Below are 17178 nucleotides of genomic sequence, written 5' to 3' on the forward strand. Positions count from 1 at the left end.
AGCTAAGGCTGCCGCACTCCATACTATTTTCCTGCGGGCGTGTAGTCCTTGAGGCCGAAGGGTTCGGCGTCGAGCTTCCATTCGGGTTTGTAGGTCACGCCCAGGAAGTGCAGCGCGGTGGGGGCCACAACGGTCAGGCCCGGGCCGGGTGAGACGACCTGCTTTTGGGCCGCTTCGCCGCTGACGATCACGAAGATCTTGCGTTCCTCCGGCGTGTCGCCGCCGTGAGAGCCGTTGATCACTTCCTTGCCGGTCTTGGGATCCTTGTTCACGCGGTACGTCCCGCCGTGATCGGTTACCAGGATGATCAACCACTCCTCGTTGGCATACGTGCCGCGCTTCTTGAGGGCATCGACAAGCTGCCCGACCTGGGTGTCGACCTTCTCGACGGCCTCCATGTACTTGGCGCTCTTGGGCGAGAAACCGAATCCTTCGCCGGCGCCGTCGACCTGGTCGAGCTGGATGAACACCAGGTCGGGGTTCGTTTCCGTCAGGTGTTTGACGGCCAGGGCGGTTGTCGCGTCGTCCTCCTTGCCGTTGGCCTGGTAGTCGGCCCCGGGGGTCATGCGATAGTCGACGTTGATCTCTTTCCACGTGACGATGGAGGCGCTCTTGGCGTCGGGCCTGGCGGTCTTGAGGCGCTGGAACATGTTGGGGTACTGCGCGTGGTTGGGCCGCCACTTGCGGTACGAGATCGACAGGTGCTTGTCGCACCAGACGCCCATCAGCACGCTGTTCCACGAGGGCATGCTCTTGGTGTTCTGGCGCGAGGGCGTGCCCAGCACCCCACCGGAAAAGCCGTCCCAGGTGACCGTGCCCGCCGCGGCCAACGCCTTCATGTTCGGCGCCTTGGCGGCCTGCACCGCGTCGGGCATGCACCCGTCGATGCCGATCACCAGCACGTGCTTGCTCTTGGCGTCGGCGGCCGGCGCGGCCGAAAGCGTGTCAGAGGCCAGCAGCGAGATCATTCCCAGCAAAGCGACCAACGCAACACACAAGGCGGCGATTCTCATTGTTATTCCTTTCAGAGACCTCTGGAAGATGTAACACCGCAACTCAACCGATGGCGCGCCTCTGTGGCAGGTCTTTTTTGCGGACCCGATTCCTGCTACGATCAGTCTTCCTGAAAGGCAGGCGCATGAAGATCGTCAAGAACTACATCAACGGCAAATGGGTCGAGGCCGAGAATACCGGCTACATCGACGTCGAGAACCCCAGCACGGGGGCGGTCATCGCCCGCACGCCGCTGTCGACCCGTGCCGAGGTCTATCGCGCCATCGACGCGGCGGCTGAGGCGTTCAAGACGTGGCGCCACACGCCGGTGTCGCGACGCGTGCAGCCGCTGTACATGCTCGTCGAATTGCTGCGCAAGAACGAAGAAACCATCGCCCGCATCCTCGTCGAGGAGATGGGCAAGAGCCTGCCCGACGCGCGGGCCGAGATGAAGCGCGTGTTCGAGAATTGCGAAGTCGCCTGCGGCATGCCCGTGCTGCAGCAGGGCGACAAGCTCGTCGGCTCGTCGTTCGGCATCGACGGCGAGGTGCTGCGCCTGCCGCTGGGCGTGTTCGCGATGATCGCCCCGTTCAACTTCCCCGGCATGGTGCCGTTCTGGTTCATCCCCTACGCCATCGCCACCGGCAACACCTACGTCGTCAAGGCCTCCAAGCAGGTCCCCATGACGATGCAGTTCATCGCCGGCCTCATCGACCAGATCCACCTGCCGCCAGGCGTGTTCAACCTCGTCAACGGCGACAAGGCCGTGGCCGACGCGTTCATGGAACACCCCAAGGTCGTCGGCGTCTCGCTGGTGGGCTCGACGCACACGTGCAAGGCCGTGGCCGAAACCTGCGCCCGGAACAACAAGCGTTTCCAGGCGATGGGTGCGGCCAAGAACCACCTCGTGGCCATGCCCGACGCCAAGCTCGACGACATGATCCGCAACATGGTCAGCTCATGCTACGGCTGCGCGGGGCAGCGGTGCATGGCGTCCTCGGCGATCGTGGCCGTGGGCGAAGAGAACTACCGCACCGTCTGCCGCGAGTTCGTCAAGGCCTCGCGCGAGGTCGTGGTGGCCGACCCGCTGGACCCGAAGGTGGCCGACGAGCAGATGCTCATGGGTCCGGTGATCTCGGACAAGGCCAGGCAGTTCATCCTCAAGATGATCGACAAGGGCGTCGCCGAGGGCGCGACGCTGGCGCTGGACGGCCGCAAGATCACCATTCCCGGCTGCGAGAAGGGTCACTTCGTCGGCCCGACCGTCTTTACCGACGTGAAGGAGGGCATGGAGATCCACAAGACGGAGATCTTCGGCCCGGTGGTGGTGCTGATGCAGGCCGCCAGCCTCGACGAGGCCATCGCCATCATCAATCGCCACGAGTACGGCAATGGCGCTTCGATCTATACGCAGAACGGTTACTGGGCGCGCAAGTTCAAGCTCGAGGCCGAGTGCGGGATGATCGGCGTGAACGTGGGCATTCCCGCCCCGGTGGCGTACCTGCCCTTCGGCGGCATGAAAGCCTCGCAGTGGGCCGACATCAAGGCCCAGGGCAAGGCGATCGTCAACTTCTTCACGGATGATAAGATCGTGACCGAACGGTTCTATCCCGAAGAGTAAGGGGAAAACAAAAACCGACGACGAGGACGAGGACGAGGACGAAACAACTTGTTCAGCGTCCTACGTTAGCGGTCGAGTCCGCCACTGCGGATCTGCGACTTGCTCGACGCGGTTGTTTCCGCGATCCAGAAACCGCGCGGAGCAAGCTCCGCCGCTAACATTGCGAAGAAGATCATTATCGTACTCGTCGTCGTCCTCGTCGTCGGTTGTTTCCCTCCCCGACCACGAAGTCTTCACTTACGAAAGATGGCAACCACATCCGCATCATCGCAGAGAAAGTAACCAACGACCAGCAGGGCATACGTCTTGGGATTAAGCCACAGCTTGGCGCTGGCCAGGGGCATGTCGAAGAGCGTGTCGATGGTGCCGTCGAAATGGCGCATGTAGTGATGCAGGAACGGCAGCGAGAGCACCGGCATGTTCGTGTAGGGCGTGGGGTAATACCGCTCCAGTTGCCAGCCCAGTGATTCGCCCGCTTTGCGCAGGGCCTCGATCGAGAGGATGTGCCGGTGGTATGGCTGGTGCAGAGGATGGATGAACTTTGCCGCCCGCGCCAGGTCGATTCCCGAGGCGTTGGGCGTGCCGATGGCGATGGCGGCCCCGGGCGCGGCCAGCGAGTCCAACGTCGCCAGCACCGCCCGCGGGTCGGCGGCGTGTTCGATCACGTCCTGGGCGATCACGAAGTCGTAGCGATTCTCAAGGCACGCTGTGTCGCCGTGGGCTGCCGAGTAGGGGTCGTACCCGACGGCGCTGAACCCGCACTCGTTGAGATACTGCACCAACAGGCCGCTGCCGCAGCCGTAGTCGATGACGCTGTGACCGGCGGCCAGCCCCGCTCTGCGCAGCCGCCGCGTCAGGCGCCGGTAGCCCGCCCGCAGCAGGCCGTTGAGATGCTGCTTGAAGAACGGGTACTGGGCGTAGTACGGGGCAAGGTCCACCTCGTCGCGGCTGTGGATGCTGCGGCACGAAGGGCACCGCCAGACGGCGAACGTTTCGGACGCGAAGGCCCGTACGTTGGAATGCACCGTCGCGGTTTGGGGTTCGCTCGCGGCGGCGTCGCAGATGCAGCAGTTGTAGCTCATGGCGGTAGTGTAGCATAAGCGGACGGTTGTGTGGCATGGCCAGGACGGCCATGCACGCCACAGGCGTCTCGCCCGTGGCGGCCAGGTCAGAGAGCATGGGCGGGACGCCCATGCCACACAGCAAGAGCATGGGCGAGACGCCCATGCCACACAGCGGGAGCATGGGCGGGTCCTTCGGCAGGCTCAGGATGAAACGCCCATGCCATACGGCAGAAGCTCAAGCTGGAAAGCATGGGCAACGATGGGGTATAATGACGGCCGCAATCCCCTTGAAAGGACTTCCTTTGGAATCATGGGCTGCGGACATCCAGTTTGAGCGACAGGGACCGCTGACGCGAGCTCTCAAGGCCGCTCTGGTAAACCCGGTAGGCAACTACCTTCCCGCCAAGCTCCTTCGCGGGTTGCTGAAGTGGACCAAGAGCGACGTGGCGGCCTCGAACTGGGCCGATCCGGGCGGGTGGCGCAGCATGGTGATCAGCTACACGGGCAATCCGCCCAAGGGGATCGACAAGATCCTCGTCAGGGGCGGGACAATCCCGATGGCCCTGCGCAACCGGCGGCGCCTGGCGTCGCGCCTCGAGGCGCGCCTGATCGAGCAGGCCGGTCACAGCCCTGCGCACGTGCTGTGCCTGGGCGCCGGTCCGGGCATTATCACGATGGACGCCATGCGCGAGGCCAAGGCCGACAGCCGGACCACCCTCGTCGACATCAGCGGCGACGCCTTCGAGCATGGGCGCGAACTGGCCGCACAGCACGGGTTGAGCGACCGCGTCAATTTTATTCAGGGCGATGTGCGCGACATCAAGGACATGCTCGACCACCGCACTGACATCGTCGAGATGATGGGCATCTGCGAATATCTGCAGGACGACCAGATCGTTTCGATCGCCAAGGCCGTCGCCGAGCTCATGCCCGCCGGGTCGGCGCTGATGTTCAACAGCCTCTCGAACCAGCACGGCACCGACCGCTTCTTCCGCCGGGTGTTCGGTCTGCACATGATCCACCGCACGCCCGAGCAGTTGCAGGGCTTGTTCTCGCAGGCGAGCTTCGGCCAGTACGTGTCGTTCACCGAACCGCTGAGAGTCTACACCGTCGTGGTGGGCAAGAAACTCGCCCCCGCCGCCGCCCAAGGAAACACCTGATGCCTCAGCTCCAGGTCCCATGGGGCCAGGGAAACCTGGTCTTCTCGCTGCCCGACCACTGGAAGGTGCAGCAGATCGCCCAGCCGGAACTCAAACCGGCCGGCGACGACTGGCGCGATCGCATCGCCATGGCGCTGCACCAGCCCGTGTCCGGTCTGCCCCTGGGGCGGTTGCTGGCCGCGCGGCGCGACGGGCGGGTGGCCATCGTCGTCGAGGACCTCACGCGGCACAGTCCGCTCAGCGAGATCCTGCAAGTCGTCCTGCGCGAGATCGACTACGCGCAGTTCCCCAAGAGCCAGGTCGAGATCGTATTCGCGGCTGGCATGCACCCGCCGATGACCGCTGCCCAGGTGCGCGAGAAGCTCGGGCCCTGTGCCGATGCCGGGATCGCCTGGCGATGCAACCCCTGGCACGATCCCAAGCAGTACGTGCGAGTGGGGCGGGCGGGACGAGTGGATTTGTGGATCGACCGCGGCGTGGCCGATGCGGACCTCCGCATCCTGATCTCGTCGGTCAGCCCGCACCTGCAGGCGGGCTTCGGCGGCGGATACAAGATGTTGCTGCCGGGCTGTTCGATGCTCAAGACGGTGCGCGGACTGCATCGCTTTGGCGTCTTCCGCAAGCCTCGCCAACTCGTGGGGCTGGGGCCCGACCGCAATGCCATGCGGGCGGCCATCGACGGCGCCGGGCAGCTCATTGACCAGCGCCATGGAACGACCTTCGCCCTGGAATACCTGCTCGACGCCAACGACCTGCCGACATTCATCGCCGCCGGGGCGCCCATGCCCACGCACACGATGCTCATCAAGCAATGTGCTGTGGCCTGCGGCGTGGTGCCCAACGGCCCGGCCGACGTGCTGATCACCAACGCCCACCCACGCGACGTGGACCTGTGGCAGTGCTTCAAGTGCATTCCCAATACCCGCTGGGCCGTGCGCCCCAACGGCGTGATCATCTGCCTGGCCCGCTGCCCCGAGGGACTGCGCGAGATGAAGACGATGCGCTGGCCGCTCTCGCCGGCGGGGACGCGAAAGTTCGTGCAGTGGCTTGGCCCATCGACGCTGTGCTCTCTGGTCGACCGGCTGGTCACGCACATCGCCGGCGATTCGTCCTGGTTCCTCCGCCTGGCGACGCAGACCATCGAGCGAAACCCGATCTTCATGGTCTCGCCGACGCTGGTCGAGCAGGGCGTGAAGTTCCCCGGTATCGCCCTGTTCGCCACGGTCGAAGAAGCCGCCGCCGCGGCCGACGCGCTGCTGGGCGGCGGTCCGCAGCGTGTGGCCGTCTACCCCTGGGGCGGCGCGAGCTACCCGGTGGCGCAAAGCTGACAGCAAACCCGAAACGACAACCCACAACGTGAAAACAAAATTGAAACGACAAACTCGAAATCCGAAACAAACAACAAATAGCAAATTACAAATAACAAACTACAAGAACTGTCTCGTTGTTGATTGTGTTTTGTTGTCAGTTGCTTTTTGTTTTGTGTTTCGGATTTCGAGTTTCTGATTTCGGATTTGTTTCTTCGCAAAGATATGGAACTACTTGCCTTCATCCTGACCTGCATCGTCGGCGTCTGCGCCGGTGAGTGGCTCGTGCGCAATCTGCTGGCCCTGCCGGTCTGGCGGCGAACCTTCCATCTCCAGCACGACTGGGACGCCCCGCAAACGCCGACGCCGCCGCTGTCGGTGGTGGTGGCCGCCAAGGACGAAGAAGCCAACATCGAAACATGCGTCCGCACGATGCTGGAGCAGGATTATCCGGACTTCGAGCTGATCGTCGTCAACGACCGCAGCAGCGACCGCACAAGCGAAATCGTCCGTCAGATCGCCGCAACAGACAAGCGTCTGACGCTTATCGACGTCGACCACCTGCCGGCTGGCTGGTGCGGCAAGAACCACGCGATGCACCAGGGCCTCACCCGCGCACGAGGCGAGTTGATCCTGATGACCGACGCCGACTGCCGCCAAGCCTCGCCTAAGACGCTGTCGCTATCGATGGCCTTTGCACAGTCGCGCAAAGCCGACCTGCTGAGCCTGCTGCCGGCGCTGGAACTCGAATCATTCTGGGAAAAGCTGCTCCAGCCTGTGTGCGTGGGCGTGCTGATGGTCTGGTTCCGCCCCGACAGGGTGAACAATCCCAGGAAACCGCAGGCCTATGCCAACGGTATGTTCATGCTGATCCGACGCGAGGCATATGACGCCATCGGCGGCCACGAGGCCATCAAGGGCAGCCTCATCGAAGACATGGACATGGCCCGGCGCATCAAGCGGTCGGGCATGACCCTGTGCATGGCCCCCAGCGAGGGGCTCTTCCACGTGCGGATGTACACGACCCTGGGGCAGATTCTCCGCGGCTGGAACCGTATATTCTTCGGCGCCTTCCGCAACCCGTGGCGCGTGCTGCTGGCGTTTGCCGTCTTGGCGTATAAGGGCCTGACGTGCTACATCGCGGCGGCGGTGGGGCTGGGTCTGCACGCGGCCGGGGCCGGTGAGGCGTGGAAGACGCTGGGCCTGCTCGGTCTGGCCGGATCAGTGATCGAGACCATCATGGTCTGCCGGTACTACACGTATACCAAGTCGAAGTGGTACCTGGGCCTGATCTATCCCTTCAGTTGCGCGTGGGTCTGCGTCATGTTGCTGCGGTCGCTGCTGATGTACCGGCGCAACGCCAAGCTCTCCTGGCGCGACACGACCTACGCCGCCAACTCCAGCCAGGGCGAGATGGAGCCGGCGGGTGATCTCACTACGTTGCCGCAAGCGGGACAGCGATAGACTTCTGCAGGCGCGTGCCTGGGCGTTGCAAGACCAAGGTTCGGCAATGGACAAGACGATCGTCTCATATCAGTGCCAGGTTTGCGGGCACATCTACGATCCCGCCGAGGGCGAGGCATCTCAAGGCATACCGCCGGGGACGGCGTTCGAGGATCTGCCCGAGGATTGGCTCTGCCCCGTCTGCGGCTCCCCCAAGAGCATGTATGCTCCGATGTGAGCGTCAGTCCTGCCTGGCCAGCCGCCGCAGCCAGCGGTAGTGCGAGGCGATGCCTGCCAGGAATGAGCGATGCTCCTTGTACGCCAGGCCGAAGTCTCGGCAGGTCTGCTGCACCACCGCCGACATGGCCGGATAATTCACGTGGCAGATCAGCGGGAACAGATGGTGTTCCTTGTGGAAGTTCAACCCGCCCAGCAGCCACGTCAGCACGCGATTGCCTCGAGCGAAGTCTACCGTCACGCTGGCCTGGTGAACGGCCCAGGGGCGATCCATCCGCCCCGGCTCGGCCGGTAGAGGAAACTCCGCATCGTCCACCAGGTGAGGAAGCACGAACACCAACACCATCACCAGGCCGGTGACCCACACCGTCACCAGATAGTAAAACAGAACCACCCACACGCTATGAAAGAGCATCGGCACGACAAACGCCAGGCAGGCAAACGCCGCTTTGCCCACGATGAAGTTGACCAGTTCCCACCGCAGCGGCCGACCCACACGGTGAGGACCAAAGCGGCCGAAGATGAGGTATCGAAAATCGTCGATCAGTTGCAGCTTCACCGTCTCCAGTCCATAGAAAGCCCACATATAGATGTGCTGCCAGCGGTGGAACCATCGGCGCTTCTGGTGCGGCGAGAATCGCCCCAGAGGCTGCACGTCGATGTCATTGTCGTACCCGGTCACGTTGACGTACATGTGGTGAATGACAGAGTGCTTCCAGCGCCAGGTGTAACTGCTGCCGCCGATGAGCCCCATCATCCCAGCCGCGATGCGGTTGACCCAGCGATGCTCCGAATAAGCCATGTGCCCGCCGTCATGCTGGATGTTGAAGCCGATCAGGGCAATCGACAGGCCCAGCACCACCGCCAGTGCCAGCCCCGCCGCCGGCGTCCGGGCGACGAATACGAGCATCCACCACGACGCGCCAAATGCCGCCAGGATGATCGCTGACTTGAGGTACATCTGCCAGCAGTCGCGCCGTCGCCGGCCGCTGGCGCGAAAGAACTCATCCACCCGCCGGCGCAATTCCGTCTGGAACGCGGTGTCCGAGGCAAATTCCAGCCGTCGGATTCCGGCAGAAAGGGCCGCCGGAGCCGAGCCGGCCTGAGGTTTCTCATCCTGCGCCATAACCTGGTCAAGTTTCCGCTGCCTGAGCTCGCCAGGGCCTCAGCGGCAGGTAATTATAGAGAAGTGATCACGAAAGCCTGCAATTTGAACATCCAATGTTCAAGTTGCAAGGTGGCCACTTTGGAGTGCGGCAGCCTTAGCTGCCGCTTTGGTAGTTTTTCGGCTGAAGCGCGGCCTGATCACTCCGAACAACTTCGAAAGCGGCAGCTAAGGCTGCCGCACTCCATGGGGCTCATGCGAAGAACTCGTCGCACACCTCGCGGGCGAGTTTCACCCACTTGACGGGGCGGGTCCGGTCGCCGCTGAAGGTGTGGATGTCCTTCATCACGATCTCGAAGTTGCACTTGCGGGCGGCCTGGCAGGTGGCCCGCACATCGGCCTTGAGCGCTTCTTCGTCGAACTTGGGCGTGCTGATGCTCGCCGGGTTGGGCTTGCGGCAGAAGATGACCTTGCGGCCGCAGCCTTCGGCCATCACGTCCTGGTCGGCCCAGGGCGAGACGCTGATGGCCCGCAGGTTGGGGATGTTCTTGAGAATGTGCCAGCGGTTGTTGACCGGTTCGCAGCAGCCGTAGTACGTCAGGCCAAAGCGCTTCATCAGGTCGAGCTGGTAGGGATAGATGAACTCGTCGAACATCGCCGGCGAGACGCCGACGGTCTCCTGCGATTCGCTGAGGACCCACTGGTCCTTCAGCCGCACCGGCCCGCCTTCTGTGTAACCGGGCGAGGGCAATTCGTGCGTGTAACCCAGCGACCCTGAGCCGATGTAATGGTCGCGATTGTTCAGCGCGAGCAGGCCTTCCTTCTCGACAAACAGCGCGTGGTTGACGTGGTCGTCGCGCAGAAACGCCATCAGGCGGTGGAGGCCCTTGGGGTTGTCGTACATCGCCATCATCAGCCCCTCGAGGCCGATGAGGTTGATCGCCGTGCCGGTCATGCCCATCGTCCACCAGAACCAGCCACCGACCTGCACGTCGAAGATGCCGTCAAAGACTTCTTCCAGGCGGGCTTTCTCTTCCAGCGTGCCCTCGCGATGGACGCTGAAGGTGCGCGGCTTGAGCTTGTCGAAATCCTTATCCAGGTCCTGGATGGGCGGGTCCCACTTGACGCTGCCGCGGGCGCCGTCGGCCGTCGGGGCCGAGTGCGTGACCGGCTGGACGCCGTAGTCGGTGCTGCCCACGCCCCACATGGCGTAGACCGTCGGCTCGACGACGTGGTCGTCCTGCACTTCCTCGAACATATACAGCTTGGAACGCATCCCATATTCCTGGCCGCGAGCCCAGTTGTCTTTGCAGATGCAGCGCTCGCCGATGCCCACCAGCGGACCGATCTCGCCCTGCTCGATGAGGATCATTGGCCGCCCCGGCTCGAGCCGGCGGTGGCGGAACCACTCGTTGCGCCGCTCGACGTTGACCGGGTCGTGAGAGACCTCGAGCACACGCTTGGCCAGATCTCGCAGGATTTTCACGTCGCTGTCGGGAATAAACATTCTTGTCTCCAAGAGAAGATTCCGGGATCGCTAAAGCGACCCGGCCGGGTCACTTCAGTGACCCCGGAATCTCTCATCGCTCACCACTCACCACTCACCACTCACAACTATTTCTTATCCCAGGCGTGCAGGGCCGCGTTCTTCGAGCACCACATGTGCTTGGGCTTGGAGGCGAAGTCCAGCTTGATCAGGACCGTCTCGGTCGAGAGCTTGTCCGGGCATTCCTTGGGCAGGCCCGTCAGCACGATGCGTTCCTGCTTCATGTCCTGCGTAAAGGAGATCTTCTTGCCGTCCATGAACGAGGCGGCCAGCAGCTTGGTCTTGAAGCCCGCCAGCGGCAGCTCGGCGCCGGGCCAGTGCTTCACCCAGGCGTAGATCGTCTTGCCCTTCTGCGTGTGGGCGCAGCAGGCGCTGGTCCAGCCGATGTTCGGACGGTCGAAGTTGCCGTAGAACGCCTCTTTGTTCTTGGCGATCCACTTGCCCACCGTCTGCAGCGGCTCGAAGGCTTCCTTGGGCACCGAGCCGTCGGGCGCCGGGCCGATGTTCAGCAGCAGGTTGCCCTGCCCGCTGCAGCAGGTGTGCAGCATCTGCAGGATGTCGCGCGAGCGGTGCGTGTCATGGGCGGCGCTGCGCATGTAGCCCCACGAAACGTGGTTGAAGGTCATGCAGGCTTCCCAGCCGCGGCCGGCTTCGGCGGCGCGCACGGAGCCTTCGGGCGTCGAGAAGTCTTCGGGGATCTGCGAGCGGTCGTTGATCAGGATGTGCGGCTGAAGCTCGCGCACCATCGTGTTGATCTTGACGGATTCCCACTTCTCGGGGCTCTGCAGCGGGCACGACACGTCATACCACAGGATGTCGATCTTGCCGTAGTTGGTCATCAGCTCACGCACGAGGCCCTGCGTGTAGTCGATGAAGCGGCGGCGGGCCTTTTCGTCGTGGGCGCACGTGGCGCCGTCGGGATGATGCCAATCCATCAGCGAGTAGTAGAAGCCGATCTTGAGGCCGTACTCGCGGCAGGCGTCGACATACTCCTTCACCAGGTCGCGCTTGGGCCCGCGCTTGACGGCATTGAAGTCCGTCAGCTTGGTGTCCCACAGGCAGAAGCCTTCGTGGTGCTTGGTCGTCAGCACCATGTACTTCATGCCCGATTCCTTGGCGAGTTTCGCCCACTCGCGCGGGGCGCGGGGCTTGGGCTTGAACGTGTCAGCCAGCTTCTCGTATTCTTCCTTGGGAATATTTTCGATGGCCCAGACCCACTCGTTGCGTTCGAGCTGGGCGTACAGGCCCCAGTGTACGAACATGCCGTAACGGGCCTCGGTCCACCACTTCATGCGCTTGGGCCGGCTGGCGGCGACGGAATCCAGGTACTTCTTCTTGGACAATGCCATTTCGGAAAGCTCCTAATGATAAGTTCGTGGCACAGGCTTTTGAGCCTGTGTCTCCCGGCGCAAGGGCCGGGCGTGATTCGAGGATTGTAGAATTCGGCGGCCGCAAGTCAAAAGCAATCGCCTAGGAAAAAAGGGGAGGAAAACCGACGACGAGGACGAGGACGACGACGAGGACGATAGAAGCGTCCCGCCCCGATGTTGCGGCGGAGCTTGCTCCGCGCGTTTGGGCATCGGGGAAACAACCGCGCGGAGCAAGCTCCGCCGCTAACATCGAAGTGGGACGCTTCTATCGTGCTCGTCGTCGGTTTCTTCTTTTCCCGAGGCGCGAAGGATCACTGCTCGGCGCGCAGCGGACGCGACATCAACGCGGCGATGGCTTCATCGGGCGTGCCTTTGCCCTCGAGCACGTGATGCACTGCCGTGGTGATGGGCATCTCGACTTTGAGCCGCCCGGCCAGTTCGATGACGCTGGTCGTGGTGGCCACGCCTTCGACGACTGATTCGCTGGCGGCCAGAACATCTTTGACGCTCTTGCCGCGGCCGACGGCTTCGCCGAAGGAGCGGTTGCGCCCGATGGGGGAGAAGCAGGTGGTGACCAGGTCGCCCATGCCGGCCAGACCGGCGAAGGTCTCCTCGCGACCGCCCATGGCGGCGCCGAGGCGGGCCATCTCGACGAGCCCGCGCGTCAGCAGGGCGGCCTTGGTGTTGACGCCGGCGCCCAGGCCGTCCAGCATGCCCGCGGCGATAGCGATGACGTTCTTGACCGCCCCGGCCAGTTCCACGCCCACCAGATCGGCGTTGGTGTACACGCGGAAATACGGGCGGTTGACGATCTGCTGCACGCGCCGCGCCAGCGATTCATCGTCAGCCGCCACCGTCACTACCGCCAGGCGATGATCGGCGACTTCCGGGGCGATGCTTGGGCCTGACAGCGCCGCTAAGGGTCGCGATCCATCGCGGCCGCCGTCGAGCACGTCGCTGAGGATCTGCGTGGGCAGCAGCAGCGTATGATTCTCGATTCCCTTGGTGACCGAGCAGACCGGCAGGCCCTCGGGGCAGTGACATTTGAGGCGGTCCCACACGCCCCGCATGAACTGCGTGGGCACTGCGGAGATTGCCAGCGTGGCCCCGGCCAGGGCGCGGGTGTCGTCGCCGGTGACCTCCACGCAGTCAGGCAGCGGATGGCCGGGCAGGAACCGCGTGTTGTCGCGCTGACGGGCGAGGCACTCGGCCGCATCGGGAAACGCCGACCACAGCCGCACGCTGACGCCGTTCTCGGCCAGCATGAGCGCACAGACGGTGCCCATGGCCCCGTCGCCGATGATTGAAACCTGTTCACGCATGGGCCCAACGGTACCCGCAGAGGCGAAAAAAGTCCAGATGCCGTTCGCGGGGAGGATGGGTGGATGAATGGATGAATGAATGAACAACCATCCAACCATCCATTCATCCGTTTACTTTCCTCCGTTGCCTTGATAGGTATTGCCGATAGAATGCTCTGTCGCTGCGAATAAGGAGATTGGCGTGGAAGAGCAGTTTCACATAGAGCACCTGCCCAATGGCGTGACGCTTCTGGGCCAGTCGATGAAGGACGTTTCATCGGCGGCTGTCACCTTCGCCGTTCCTGCCGGGGCGGCGTACGATCCGGCGCCGTCGGCCGGGGCGGCAGCCGTCATCAGCGAGTGGGTCATGCGAGGCGCCGGCGACCGCGACACGCGGGCGCTCAACGATGCCCTGGACAACCTTGGCTGCCAGCACGACGCCTCGGTCGTCGGCGAGTTCGTGCAGCTCTCGTCCGCTCAGCTCGGCCGCAACTTCGCACAGGCGATGGAGATCTTCGCCGACATCCTCCTGCGTCCGCGGCTTGAGGCGGCGACGTTCACCCCGTCGCGCAGCCTGGTGCTGCAGGACCTTCAGTCGCTCGACGACGAACCGGCGCGCAAAGCCGTCATGATGCTGCGCGAGAAGTTCTATCCCGCCCCGCTGGGGCGCAGCATCTACGGGACGGTCGAGTCGCTGGAGTCGCTCGATGCCGCTGGGCTTGAAGCCTACGCCCGCGGCGCGCTGGGCCCGCGAGGCACGATTGTCGCCGTGGCGGGCAACATTGACTGGGCGGCGTTCGTCGACCAGGCTGGGCGGCTGTTGGGCGACTGGCAGGCCCCCGGACCGCCCGCGCCGACCGTGACCGCGCCCGCCGCCGGCGTGACGCACATCCAGCGCGACAGCGCCCAGATGCACATCACGCTGGGGCACAAGGCCTGCCCCGCCTCCGACAAACGATTCTACGCCGCCCACCTGGCCGAGACGGTGCTCTCGGGTGGGATGAGCAGCCGCCTGTTCACGCACGTCCGGGAGGAGCGCGGGCTGGCGTACCACGTTTCGACGCACTACCACAGCCTCAAGGGCCACGCCGGCATGTTCACCTACGCCGGCACCGTGCCCGAGAAGGGGCAGGAAACGCTCGACGTGACCGTGCGCGAGCTCAAGCGCATGGTTGAGGGCGTCACCGACGATGAGATGCACCGCGCCAAAACGCAGTACAAGAGCGCCACGGTGATGGCCGGCGAGTCCACCTCGGCCCGCGCCTTCGCCCTGGCGGGCGACTGGTACCACCTCGGCCGCCTGCGAAGCCTCGATGAGATCATTGCGGCCATTGACGCGGTGACCGCCGACGACGTGTTAAGCTACGTGCGGGAGTTCCCGGCGGAAGATTTCACCGTCATGACGATCGGACCCAAACCGCTGGACACCAGCGCCCTGTAGGAAGACGCCATGGAGTTCAAACAGACGCAACTGAGCAACGGCCTGCAGGTGGTCGGCGAGATCAATCCGTCGGCGGCCTCGCTGGCGGCGGGATTTTTCGTTCGCACGGGCAGCCGCGACGAGACGGCGGAAATCTCCGGCGTGAGCCATTTTCTCGAACACATGGTGTTCAAGGGCACGGACAAGCGAAGCCCCTTCGACGTCAACCGCGACTTCGACACCATGGGCGCCCGGTACAACGCCTTCACCAGCGAGGAATCGACGGTTTTCTACGGCGCCGTCGTGCCGGAGTTCCAGTCGCCGCTGATCGACCTGCTGGGCGACATCCTGCGCCCGTCGCTGCGCGGCGAAGACTTCGACATGGAGAAGAACGTCATCCTCGACGAGATCGCCCGCTACGAAGATCAGCCGCAGTTCAAGGTCTACGAAAAGCTCATGGGCCAGTTCTTCCGCGGACACCCGCTGGGCAATAACGTCCTGGGCAGCCCCGAGTCGATCCGCGCCCTGAAGCGCGACGACATGCAGGCGTATTTCGACCGGCGGTACTCGGCCGGCAACGTCGTGGTGGCGGCCACGGGCAATGTCGATTTCGACGCCCTGGTGGCGGATGTTGAAAAGGCCTGCGGGCGCTGGAAGCACTTCGACGTGACGCGCGACACGCCGCCGGTGCGGGGCAATACCGATCAGACCGTCATCGCCGACACCAAGATGGTGCATGAGAACATCGCCCTGATGTCCGTGGCGCCGTCGTCGCAAGACGACGACCGGTACGCCGCACAGCTCCTGGCGGCCATCATCGGCGACTCGACCGGCAGCCGCCTGTACTACGCGTTGATCGATCAGGCCATCGCCGACCAGGCCAGCATGTCATTCGACGGTATGGACCAGGCCGGCGCGTTCATCACGTTCGTGTCGGCGCGGCCGGACCGCGCCGCCGAGGCGCTGGCCATCACGCGCGGCGTGCTGGCCGACTTCTGCCAGAGCGGGCCCAGCGAGGCCGAACTCGAAGCGGCCAAGAACAAGATCGCCTCCGGTTCGACGCTTAAAGGCGAGGTCCCGATGGGGCGGCTGACGTCGGTCGGGCTGGGGTGGGTTTATCGCCACGAATACGTGCCGCTGCCCGAGCAGATCGAGCGCCTCTTCCAGGTCTCCACGCAGGAAGTCGTCGAGCTGGCCCGCCTGTACGACCTCTCCGCCGCCAGCGTGCTGGCGCTGGGGCCGCGGGAGTCGCTATGATCGAGTCTTTTGCCGGAATGAAGGTGACTGTCGCGGGGCTGGGGCGATTCGGCGGGGGCGTGGGGGCGGTGCGCTGGTTGGCGCGGCAAGGGGCGGCTGTCACCGTGTCGGACCAGGCCAAGGCCGAAGACCTGGCCGGCTCGATCGCGCAGCTTGCGGACCTCGACGTGACGCTGCACCTGGGCGCCCACGTGCCTGCCGATTTCCTCCAGACCGACCTGCTGGTGGTGAACCCGGCGATCCCGCTGGAGATGCCGCTGCTGGCCTCGGCCACGCGCGCGGGCGTGCCGCAGACGACGGAGATCAACCTCTTCCTGGAGCGCTGCCGCGCGCCGATCGTCGGCATCACCGGCAGCGTCGGCAAGAGCACCACCACTGCGATGATCGCCCAGATCCTCGCTCGCAAGTTCACCACGCACATGGGCGGCAACATCGGCAAGAGCCTGCTCGAAACCCTGCCGGACATTGAACCCGACCACGTCGTCGTGCTTGAACTGTCGAGCTTTCAACTCGAACGGGCCGTGCAGCTTGGCATCAGCCCGCACGTGGCCGTCATCACCAACCTGCGACCCAACCACCTCGACCGACATGGCACGATCGACGCCTACGCGGCCGCCAAGAAAATCATCTTCCGCTTCCAGACCCGCGATGACGTGCTGGTGGTTAACGCCGCCGATCCGGTCGTCTCGACCTGGCGCGGGCCGGGCAGGACCGTGCAGTTCGACCCGGACGCCGAGCCGTTTGAACTGGCCGTGCCCGGCAAGCACAACCAGGCCGACGCCCAGGCGGCGTTTGCGGCCGCGGCGCAGATGGGCGTGGACCGCTCGACTGCCGCCGGGGCGCTGGTGGCCTTCACCGGTCTGCCGCACCGCCTGCAGTTCGTGGCGCAGAAGTCCGGCGTGCGATACTACAACGATTCCAAGTGTACCACGCCCGAGGGCGCCATGGTGGCGCTGGATGCCTTCCCGCCGCGCAAGGCCGTCATCATCGTCGGCGGATACGACAAGCACGTCGACTTCAGAACCCTCGGCGAGACCCTGGCGGCCCGGGCCAAGTACGTCATCGTTATGGGCCAGACCGCCAGCGCTATCCTCACCGAGGTCGTCGCCGCCAAGGAGATCGACCAGATCCTCCCACAGGTGAGCATGGCCGAAAATCTCGAAGTGGCCGTCGCCATCGCCCGCGGCGCCGCCGAAGAAGGGGACGTGGTCCTCCTGAGCCCCGCCTGCGCCAGCTACGATCAGTTCAACAACTACGAGCAGCGAGGCGACCTGTTCACCAAACTGGTGCTGGAAGAATAGAACCCTCGGTGCGCCCACGTTAGCGGTCGAACTTGTTCGACGTGGTTGTTTCC

14 protein-coding genes are annotated in these 17178 nt (G+C 64.2%); 8 read left to right on the plus strand and 6 right to left on the minus strand.

Annotation, left to right across the window (positions count from 1 at the left end):
* Nucleotides 1-23 precede the first annotated feature (23 nt).
* Nucleotides 24-1013 (minus strand): alkaline phosphatase family protein, encoded by a 990-nt coding sequence (locus ABFD92_17960; GenBank protein ID MEN6506426.1) that lies wholly within the window; start codon nucleotides 1011-1013, stop codon nucleotides 24-26.
* A 125-nt stretch (nucleotides 1014-1138) separates the two neighbouring features.
* On the opposite strand from ABFD92_17960, the gene mmsA reads away from it, so the two are divergent.
* On the plus strand, nucleotides 1139-2614 hold the full coding sequence (mmsA, locus tag ABFD92_17965) for a CoA-acylating methylmalonate-semialdehyde dehydrogenase (GenBank protein MEN6506427.1): 1476 nt from the start codon (nucleotides 1139-1141) through the stop codon (nucleotides 2612-2614).
* Between the two features lie 233 nt (nucleotides 2615-2847).
* Here the strand turns inward: mmsA and ABFD92_17970 are convergent, their stop codons facing one another.
* Nucleotides 2848-3696 (minus strand): class I SAM-dependent methyltransferase, encoded by an 849-nt coding sequence (locus tag ABFD92_17970; GenBank protein ID MEN6506428.1) that lies wholly within the window; start codon nucleotides 3694-3696, stop codon nucleotides 2848-2850.
* A gap of 284 nt (nucleotides 3697-3980) precedes the next feature.
* On the opposite strand from ABFD92_17970, the gene ABFD92_17975 reads away from it, so the two are divergent.
* The 4 genes from ABFD92_17975 (at nucleotide 3981) to ABFD92_17990 (ending at nucleotide 7826) form a co-directional block, all read left to right on the plus strand.
* Nucleotides 3981-4838 carry a class I SAM-dependent methyltransferase gene (locus tag ABFD92_17975; GenBank protein MEN6506429.1) on the plus strand — a complete coding sequence of 286 codons (858 nt, stop codon included), beginning with the start codon at nucleotides 3981-3983 and terminating at the stop codon, nucleotides 4836-4838.
* A complete protein-coding gene (locus tag ABFD92_17980; GenBank protein ID MEN6506430.1) occupies nucleotides 4838-6166 on the plus strand; it encodes a lactate racemase domain-containing protein in 1329 nt (442 codons plus the stop codon). The genes ABFD92_17975 and ABFD92_17980 overlap by 1 nt, the downstream gene beginning before the upstream one ends.
* 204 nt (nucleotides 6167-6370) lie before the next feature.
* Nucleotides 6371-7609 (plus strand): glycosyltransferase family 2 protein, encoded by a 1239-nt coding sequence (locus ABFD92_17985; protein MEN6506431.1) that lies wholly within the window; start codon nucleotides 6371-6373, stop codon nucleotides 7607-7609.
* A gap of 46 nt (nucleotides 7610-7655) precedes the next feature.
* Nucleotides 7656-7826 carry a rubredoxin gene (locus ABFD92_17990; GenBank protein MEN6506432.1) on the plus strand — a complete coding sequence of 57 codons (171 nt, stop codon included), beginning with the start codon at nucleotides 7656-7658 and terminating at the stop codon, nucleotides 7824-7826.
* A gap of 3 nt (nucleotides 7827-7829) precedes the next feature.
* Here the strand turns inward: ABFD92_17990 and ABFD92_17995 are convergent, their stop codons facing one another.
* The 4 genes from ABFD92_17995 to ABFD92_18010 form a co-directional block, all read right to left on the minus strand.
* On the minus strand, nucleotides 7830-8951 hold the full coding sequence (locus tag ABFD92_17995) for an acyl-CoA desaturase (protein ID MEN6506433.1): 1122 nt from the start codon (nucleotides 8949-8951) through the stop codon (nucleotides 7830-7832).
* Between the two features lie 232 nt (nucleotides 8952-9183).
* Nucleotides 9184-10437, minus strand: coding sequence for a hypothetical protein (locus tag ABFD92_18000; protein MEN6506434.1), 1254 nt, complete (start codon nucleotides 10435-10437; stop codon nucleotides 9184-9186).
* A gap of 107 nt (nucleotides 10438-10544) precedes the next feature.
* Complete coding sequence (locus ABFD92_18005; GenBank protein ID MEN6506435.1) at nucleotides 10545-11825, minus strand: alpha-L-fucosidase; 1281 nt, start codon at nucleotides 11823-11825, stop codon at nucleotides 10545-10547.
* Between the two features lie 332 nt (nucleotides 11826-12157).
* A complete protein-coding gene (locus tag ABFD92_18010) occupies nucleotides 12158-13168 on the minus strand; it encodes an NAD(P)H-dependent glycerol-3-phosphate dehydrogenase (protein ID MEN6506436.1) in 1011 nt (336 codons plus the stop codon).
* A 181-nt stretch (nucleotides 13169-13349) separates the two neighbouring features.
* On the opposite strand from ABFD92_18010, the gene ABFD92_18015 reads away from it, so the two are divergent.
* Genes ABFD92_18015 through murD form a run of 3 tightly spaced genes read left to right on the plus strand, consistent with a single transcriptional unit; the run spans nucleotide 13350 to nucleotide 17125 of the window.
* On the plus strand, nucleotides 13350-14588 hold the full coding sequence (locus ABFD92_18015; GenBank protein ID MEN6506437.1) for a pitrilysin family protein: 1239 nt from the start codon (nucleotides 13350-13352) through the stop codon (nucleotides 14586-14588).
* A 9-nt stretch (nucleotides 14589-14597) separates the two neighbouring features.
* On the plus strand, nucleotides 14598-15824 hold the full coding sequence (locus ABFD92_18020; protein ID MEN6506438.1) for a pitrilysin family protein: 1227 nt from the start codon (nucleotides 14598-14600) through the stop codon (nucleotides 15822-15824).
* On the plus strand, nucleotides 15821-17125 hold the full coding sequence (gene murD, locus ABFD92_18025) for a UDP-N-acetylmuramoyl-L-alanine--D-glutamate ligase (protein MEN6506439.1): 1305 nt from the start codon (nucleotides 15821-15823) through the stop codon (nucleotides 17123-17125). Before ABFD92_18020 ends, murD begins: the two co-directional genes overlap by 4 nt.
* Nucleotides 17126-17178: the final 53 nt, after the last annotated feature.

The organism is Planctomycetaceae bacterium (assembly GCA_039680605.1).
GTDB lineage: Bacteria > Planctomycetota > Phycisphaerae > SM23-33 > SM23-33 > JAJFUU01.

Bases quoted from the DNA above. Each gene is read 5' to 3' on its own strand.
- ABFD92_18005 (MEN6506435.1), bottom strand. From the start codon at position 11,825: ATGGCATTGTCCAAGAAGAAGTACCTGGATTCCGTCGCCGCCAGCCGG.
- ABFD92_17985 (MEN6506431.1), top strand. From the start codon at position 6,371: ATGGAACTACTTGCCTTCATCCTGACCTGCATCGTCGGCGTCTGCGCC.
- ABFD92_18000 (MEN6506434.1), bottom strand. From the start codon at position 10,437: ATGTTTATTCCCGACAGCGACGTGAAAATCCTGCGAGATCTGGCCAAG.
- ABFD92_17995 (MEN6506433.1), bottom strand. From the start codon at position 8,951: ATGGCGCAGGATGAGAAACCTCAGGCCGGCTCGGCTCCGGCGGCCCTT.
- ABFD92_17980 (MEN6506430.1), top strand. From the start codon at position 4,838: ATGCCTCAGCTCCAGGTCCCATGGGGCCAGGGAAACCTGGTCTTCTCG.
- ABFD92_17990 (MEN6506432.1), top strand. From the start codon at position 7,656: ATGGACAAGACGATCGTCTCATATCAGTGCCAGGTTTGCGGGCACATC.
- ABFD92_18020 (MEN6506438.1), top strand. From the start codon at position 14,598: ATGGAGTTCAAACAGACGCAACTGAGCAACGGCCTGCAGGTGGTCGGC.
- ABFD92_17960 (MEN6506426.1), bottom strand. From the start codon at position 1,013: ATGAGAATCGCCGCCTTGTGTGTTGCGTTGGTCGCTTTGCTGGGAATG.
- mmsA (MEN6506427.1), top strand. From the start codon at position 1,139: ATGAAGATCGTCAAGAACTACATCAACGGCAAATGGGTCGAGGCCGAG.
- murD (MEN6506439.1), top strand. From the start codon at position 15,821: ATGATCGAGTCTTTTGCCGGAATGAAGGTGACTGTCGCGGGGCTGGGG.
- ABFD92_18010 (MEN6506436.1), bottom strand. From the start codon at position 13,168: ATGCGTGAACAGGTTTCAATCATCGGCGACGGGGCCATGGGCACCGTC.
- ABFD92_17970 (MEN6506428.1), bottom strand. From the start codon at position 3,696: ATGAGCTACAACTGCTGCATCTGCGACGCCGCCGCGAGCGAACCCCAA.